Source organism: Dehalococcoidales bacterium, from assembly GCA_041656115.1.
Taxonomy (GTDB): Bacteria; Chloroflexota; Dehalococcoidia; order Dehalococcoidales; family UBA5627; genus UBA5627.
On the sequence record JBBAED010000014.1, the window covers coordinates 1 to 7,253 of the forward strand.

Below are 7,253 nucleotides of genomic sequence, written 5' to 3' on the forward strand. Positions count from 1 at the left end.
ATTAATCCGAATGCCGCAAGCACGCCGAGTTTCCAGATAAAGGCGGTAGTGCCGGCCAGTATCGATGCCGTATCAAATAGGTGGGTTATCGTCGTATAGTTAAAAATATTCATCGTATCCATACGCACAAGACCGGGCATAGCGGACGAGCCGAATAATCCGAGGATTGTCGCCACAAGGAAATACATACTTAATCCTCCGCCGGCCGCCATCGCGTGTTTACTTCTGTTGAACCATGCGGATGCAAAGAAGCAGATACCTGAAAAGGCAAACATTGTGAAGAATGAGCCGACATTCAGAAGCAGCATTTCCGTATATGATAGAGAACTTGAGCCTATTATTGCAAGCGACGCTAAACCTGTAGCCGTAGTCAATAAGCACATTAAAAACAAGGATGAAACCAAAAATGCCATTTGCGTTAAAGTAACGGCGTTTCGTTTAGTGGGCGTGGAAAGAATATACGCCATCGAGCCGCTGTCTACTTGCCCGGCTATCAAGGAGTTAGACACCATTATGATATAAATTACCGGAAGCAGCAATCCTGCGATTTTGAAGAATATCGAGCCAGTCAAAAGTTCCGCAAGGTCGAGCTTTTGCATATCGGCAAGGCTTTCTTTTACATTGTCGGGGAACCCGTCCATTACGCTGACGGACAGTTTCCCGATAAGCGCGTTAACCTCTTCCGAATCAAGCTGGCTCAAGCTTTGACCGGGATAACGCACTGTTACTTGCGCGCGGAAATTGAGTACTGCCTCGCTTGCTATTTCTGATATTTTATCCTCTGTAAAACCGTATTCCGCAAGTGGTTCGGACATAAGCTCCTTCATTGCCGATACAACCGTTAGAGACGCGAACTCCTGCGAATTCAAACCAGATTGTGCAACATACGAATTTAGTGTTGCGAGAACAAACTCTTTTGCCGTATCCGCTTCCTCTTGCGTGTTGGTTTCTAAGATACTGTTGTAAAGAGCGTCCGCGATCGTATTAATCAATACCTGTCCGCCGATTTTCTCCGGGGTAAGATTGGCATCCGTATTATATGCGTAGATATTCAAAAAGCTCTCTACAAATCCTTTTTGTTGCTCCGGGGTACTTGAAACTATAGCGTTTATAACAGACTGTTTATCCTCATCCGTGGGGTTCGGATACTGGTTTATGGCATAATTATAACCTCCGGCAATCTGGGGTGTGCTTTGTGTTACCCCCTCGATCTGCCCGTCATATCCTTCCAGTGAAGATGCACCCATATAGTAATAGCTCATCGACGCGTCCTCAACCTGACTTTCTACGGCGTCTTTTACAAAAGAATCGCCGAGGGAAGTCATAATATTATTGACCGAATCCCTGCCTACAACCGTGAGGATTATTGCAAGCATAAAACAGGTAGCTATCGTAACGACTACCCAACTCACCCAGTTTGCCTTTATGGACTGCTTAAAAAGCGGCTTGCTGAACATTATATCTGTATCTCCTTTTTGTACTTGGATAAAGTCTTTTTAAAATGCTTTTCCAGCGTGTATTCGTTTTCTGTTATAAATTTAACTTCCAAGCCTATAAGGGCTTGCAAAAGTTTTTCTGCTTCGGTTTTTTTTATTTGAACCGTAACTTGGAAGTATTCGGGTTGGTCGCGGGTAATCACATAACCCTTTTCCTTAAACTTTCGATATTCATCCTCTTTGACAAACTCTATTTTATATTCAGTGTCGGGATTGGCCAAGATTTTTTGCATCTGGACAACCTCCTCGATCCTGCCGTTATGGATAAGCGCTACGCGGTCGCATAACTGTTCGACTTCGCCGTAAAGGTGGCTGCTCATGAGTATCGTTTTACCCTTTTGACGTTCCTTTTGAATAACGTCGACAAAGGAAATTCGCATAAGAGGGTCTAACCCGGTGGACGGTTCGTCCATAATCAATATTTCCGCATTATTCATAAGAGCTTCTACCAAGGCGGTTTTTTGCTTCATACCTTTGCTCATACGCTTTAAGTCTGCGGATAAATCAATTTGCAATATCCTTACCAGTTCTTTTGCGTATGTCAAATCCATGACTCCTAAAAATTCCGCTTGGTTCTTAATAAATACCGTGCCGCTGCCAAGATCGGGAAAGGCAATTTCGCCGGGAACATACCCCACATGTTTTTTGATTTTCTCCGGACTTTTCCAAGCATCAAAACCGTACACCGACGCACTGCCGCCCGTGGGCTGGACAAATCCCATAATGCTTCTTATAAGCGTGGTTTTACCTGCGCCGTTAGCCCCTACCAGTCCAAGGCATTCTCCTTTTTTTACGGTTAAATTTATATCGAAGATGCCCCGTCCGCTGCCGTAGTCTTTAGTGAGGTTTTTTAGTATAATCAGGTCGCTCACAGCATACCTCCAAAATCTTTATCCCCTACATAGTAGTTCATAAAGTAATCCTCCAATGTTTCCTTCTTGTGCGAAAATCTCTCAATGTCTGTAGAGGATAACCGGGAGATTACTTCATTTATTTTGCTGTCCTCACATTCAAAGGAAATTGCATACCTTTCTGCATCGGAAGCAACAATTCTCAAAACCTCATCCTTTTTGTTTGCTGTTATAAAAGCATTAAAGATTTTTCGGTTTTTAAAAACAACCGCATAGGTTTTTAATGTAGCGTGCTTGAGGTCGTTTGCTATAAATTCAGATACGATTACACCGTCCTTAATAATTGCTATCCTGTCGCAAGTCGCGTCTATTTCGTTGAACATATGGCTGGATAACATAATCGTCTTGCCCGCGTTTTTTTGCAGCTTAATAAAATCAATGAATACTTCCTGCATAACGGGGTCTAATCCGCTTGTAGGCTCATCTAAAATAAGCACATCAGGGTCGCCCATAAACGCTGTTACAATAGCCAGCTTTCTTTTGACGCCCAAGCTCATGCGCTTGGTTTCCCCGCTTGGGTCAAGCTCGAAAATTTCAAGAAGCCGCTTTAGCAAAGCATCCGACCTGATACCTTTCATTTTCATAATCATATCAATAAATTCCCAACCTGTAAGTCCCGCCGGCAACGCTATTTCTCCGGGAATATACCCTACGTTTCTAAGAATTTCCGAATATGCTTGAAAGGATTCTTTGCCAAATACTTGCGTGCTGCCCTTCTGCGGCTTGGAAAAGCCCATAAGATGCCTTATGGTAGTAGATTTTCCGGCGCCGTTCGGTCCCAAAAAGCCGTAAACCTCTCCTTTTTGAACCTCAAAACTCACGTCAAAAACGCCGCGTCCGTAGCCGTAGTCCTTTGTCAAATTTTTCACTGCGATTACATTCATTTAAGCTCCTTTACGAATTGATAAACTAATTGGGCTTATCAATCGTGTTTTAGTATCCTTTAAATCTTTACAAACTATTGGTGATTTACCTTCCGGCCTCGCCTGTAACGCTGTAAGAAAGTAAATTTTTTATATATACCATGACTTATACACTTGTGTAATTTGAAATTATTATATATAATATGATTAGGCTAAGTCAACTGGAAACAAAGCGGAAAATGCATCTTACACGAAGAAGGAGAATTGAGTAAATGTATAAAGAGCAGACAAACAAGGTTGCGATACGCACTCAAAACGCCGTAGCCGATGCCTTCTTGGATTTATTGCAGGAATATGATTATGAGGATATTTCCATAACAGAGATATGTAAACGCGCAGATATCGTGCGTAAAACCTTTTATAACAATTTTCAGTCTAAGGATGATATTGTCCGCTACCGCATCAACCACATATTTCAAGAATTAGAATCTACGGTGGATCTGAGGTATATGAGTGTAAAACGTATTCTCTTAATAGCATTCGGCTTTGTTATGGATTATCGTGAAGCCCTCTTATTATTTTACAGGAGAGGACTCCTCAACCGTTTTGCCGGTAAAAGCATTACGAGTTATATTACAAAAGACCATATTTTATCCAAATTGGATAAAGATACGATTGATCCCAAGGCGTATAAATATATCACGGCGCAAATCTCCGCCGTGATTATAAGCGTTATAGAAACCTGGATTGAAAACGATTTTGAAGAGTCGGTTGACTTTTTGGCAGGGCTTACAGAAGAACTAATGTATAAACCGAATGGTGCAAATAACTTATCGTAAACTTTATACTATTACGGTTATATTAGAAATTGTCTCTGGTGTCTTTCGTGCCGGTCAGTGCTTCATTAGAACAAACTCCTTACGGGCAATTCCCAATGCCTAAAAAAATGGCGTGAACTCCTCAAAGTTCACGCCGTTATTCTTTATAAGCTGTTTTTCCGCTTGCACTTGCCGTGACTGCCTTTTTCTCTTGTGGCATTGCACCGATGTAGTTGCACACAATTCTTATGTACTGCCTCTTTTCATCTGCCCAGTGCGAAAATCTCCGAGGGTTTACCATCACCGTTTCTCCGATTCCAATCCGCTCAATGAATTCGCTTACAACCTCGGCATTGAGTTCCTTAATCTCCGTGAACCTTTTAAACCCCCGCAGAAACTTGACAATGCCCTGTGTCTGTGCTTCAGCTTGCTCAAGCACGGAGGCGAAGGGTATTCATTTTTGCCGTTAATTCAATTGCTCCTGTTCATATTTGATGAGCATTTTAGCGAACCGCTCCGAACTAAGCTCATGACCCTGTATATAAGCGTGTCGATTAGGTGTTTGCGGTAACATGAATATAATCGCCATTGCGAGCGCAGACAAAGATGCTTTGAAAAACATGGCAATGAAAAAGCTACTGTTTTGACGATTAAGGTTAAGCGCGGTTTGCTTTCAAGTGGTTTGTTCGGTTTCGGAGTCTACGTCGATGTAATTCTCGCGGTAGAGTTTTTTGTATTGCGTCGGAGTGGTTTTGAAGTGCGCTTTGAACTGCTTTATGAATTGTGAGGTGGACGCAAAGCCGCAATTATAGGCAAGCTCGGTGACGGAAATGCTTGTTTCCTGTAATTGCTGTTTTGCGTGCATCAGGCGTTTGTGCAGAATATATTGCTTGGGCGAGATGCCCATTTCCTCTTTGAAAATATGGCGGAAACGGTGGTAGCTGTATTGCGAGATTGCGGCGAGCTGCTCCATATTGATTTCCGTCAGATAGTATTGTTGGATGTAGTTGAGCGCTTGTTTTATGTGCTCGTGTTTAATTGCCTCGGGGTTGGACGGCAGCAGCAGGCGTTCGATCTCTATCAAGATTTGTTTGACTATCATGTTGGTGACGAAGGCGTAATGATTGAGTTTAGACGCCATTTCTTCCGTCAGCAGCTCCAATAATTGTTTTACTTTTCCCGTTTGGTCGCGGTAGCGTCCGTTTTTCAGCAGAAATTCCGCCCCGTCATAATTGAAGCCGACACACACGATTTCCGAGGTGCCGACGGAATGGTCGTCGTGGCGGGCGCCGGGCTCGATAATCACAAAGTCATTGGCATTGTAGTTATGTTTTTTTCCGTCAATAAGGCTGAAGCCTCCGTTGTCGAAATAATAAACCAATTCGAAACAGGTGTGCGAATGTACGGGAGAAGAAAAGCCGTCCTCGTTTATCCGTCTTATATAATAATCAAAAGTGCACTCAAACATATTGAACCCTCCTTTCACGACTTTTTTGGTTTATTCTATTATAATAGCACTTTTTCGGTGTTTTTTCAAGATAATTACAAATAATAGCCATGAAACAAAAATTCCAGTTATCGGACAAAAGTCCATATTAGCCAAAAAGTTGTATTTCTTAACCTAAACAAGGTATAATTGATAATACACACATGTTATCATAAAAGCAGTTATCTGGAGATGAATTTGTGAGAATTTCTAATTGGAATTTTAAAGTAGTATTGATAATTATCCTGTGCGTAGCTGTCGCGGGGATATCAATAATGCCGTTTGTCGATTTTAAAAGTGACTCCGGCAAGATAAAGCTTATTGTGGATTTACACGGCTATACGCCCTCAAAAAGCAGAATCCCTACGGCGGAAGATCCCGATGTTTTCAATTCGACATACTTTATAGCCGAAGCGTTCATGGACGAAAATCCCGACGTTGAGATCGAATGGGCGTATACAAAGCCCGTCGGCGGTCTGGACGCGGAGATTGCACAGTGGTTTACCACCCAGATAGCGGGCGGCACGGTGCCGGCGATAGCGTTCAGCTGGGGTACGCGTTATCAGGAGCGCGACTGGTATCTGCCGCTGGATGACTATCTTGAAACCGAATGGACTTATTCCGACGATTACGATGTGTGGAAGGATGTGTTCCGCGATTATCTGTGGCAATCGGCGTCGGTGGTAAACGCCCGCGAAGAGATAGTCGGCTTACCGATAACGGTATTTCCCGGTTCGGCAACCGGATATTTTTACAACAAAAATATTTTTCAAGCAAGCGGGATAGAGAGTGTTCCGTTAACCTGGAATCAATTTTTGACCACCGCAAAAACCGTTAAGGATAACGGATATATAGGGGTTGCGCCGTGGTCGCTGTTTAATACCTCTACGATATTTGACGCGTGGGTATGGGGGTCTATCTTTTCGTCGTCGTTCGGCGGTTATGTCATGGAAACAAAAAATACCGATTACGACGGTAACGGCAGGGTCACCGCCGCGGAGGCGGCAAGGGCGTGTTTAGAGGGGCATTTTTCCACGACACAGCATGAATACGCGAAAGAAGTTTACCGCTTGCTAAAGGAATACTATACAAAAACGCTGGAGCCGTCATGGGGATCTATTGAGTATTACGGCGACTGGCTGGACGGCAACGTGGGCATGCGCGAGGAAGGGATTTGGGCGATACCGGTAGAAAACTCTACTCACAAGGAATTTGACTTCGGAGTTTTTGTCGCGCCGCTTATCTCTACCGACACCACGCCTTATGTAAACGAGATACAGTTTTCCAACGGCCCGCATGAACCCGAACCGGATTTGGTCGTCAATATTATGAAGTCGGGGGTGCAAGGCAAACCCGAGGTTTTGGACGCGGCAATCAGGTTCTTGAAGTTCTTAACGCAGCCCGATAACGTGTCGATGATTTGTCTGGAGAACGCAGGAGTGCTGGGTGCGGTTAAAAATACGGGGCATTCGGCACTCATCGATGAGTTTATACGCCAAAAATTTCCGATATCGCCCAAGGCGTCCTGGCCCAGCGGATTCACGGACGAGAACAAAGACGTTCTTAACAGAATGTTTGAATCGTGGCTGAACAACGCAATAACGGACGCGGAATTTTACAGGCGGGTGGACGATTTGCAGGTTGCAGGGGCAAAGGACTTCATCGCAAAGATGGGCATC

At 43.8% G+C, this 7,253-nt stretch carries 7 protein-coding genes; 2 read left to right on the plus strand and 5 right to left on the minus strand.

Annotated features, from left to right (window positions below; all coding sequences use genetic code 11):
• The 3 genes from WC958_06075 to WC958_06085 all read right to left on the minus strand — a co-directional run.
• A partial coding sequence (locus WC958_06075) for an ABC transporter permease subunit (protein MFA5629787.1) occupies positions 1-1,457 on the minus strand: 1,457 nt, incomplete at its 3' end.
• Complete coding sequence (locus WC958_06080) at positions 1,457-2,368, minus strand: ATP-binding cassette domain-containing protein (GenBank protein ID MFA5629788.1); 912 nt, start codon at positions 2,366-2,368, stop codon at positions 1,457-1,459. The genes WC958_06080 and WC958_06075, both read right to left, overlap by 1 nt.
• Positions 2,365-3,291 carry an ABC transporter ATP-binding protein gene (locus WC958_06085; GenBank protein MFA5629789.1) on the minus strand — a complete coding sequence of 309 codons (927 nt, stop codon included), beginning with the start codon at positions 3,289-3,291 and terminating at the stop codon, positions 2,365-2,367. The genes WC958_06080 and WC958_06085 overlap by 4 nt, the downstream gene beginning before the upstream one ends.
• A 251-nt stretch (positions 3,292-3,542) precedes the next feature.
• Between WC958_06085 and WC958_06090 the strand changes: the two genes are divergently transcribed.
• On the plus strand, positions 3,543-4,109 hold the full coding sequence (locus WC958_06090) for a TetR/AcrR family transcriptional regulator (GenBank protein MFA5629790.1): 567 nt from the start codon (positions 3,543-3,545) through the stop codon (positions 4,107-4,109).
• Between the two features lie 136 nt (positions 4,110-4,245).
• Here WC958_06090 and WC958_06095 read toward each other — a convergent pair whose 3' ends face one another.
• Positions 4,246-4,527, minus strand: a complete 282-nt coding sequence (locus tag WC958_06095; protein ID MFA5629791.1) for a DUF4368 domain-containing protein — start codon at positions 4,525-4,527, stop codon at positions 4,246-4,248.
• Between the two features lie 234 nt (positions 4,528-4,761).
• On the minus strand, positions 4,762-5,556 hold the full coding sequence (locus WC958_06100; protein MFA5629792.1) for a helix-turn-helix domain-containing protein: 795 nt from the start codon (positions 5,554-5,556) through the stop codon (positions 4,762-4,764).
• Positions 5,557-5,774: 218 nt separating this feature from the next.
• Between WC958_06100 and WC958_06105 the strand changes: the two genes are divergently transcribed.
• Positions 5,775-7,253, plus strand: a 1,479-nt coding sequence (locus WC958_06105; protein MFA5629793.1) for a hypothetical protein, incomplete at its 3' end; no start/stop codon positions are given.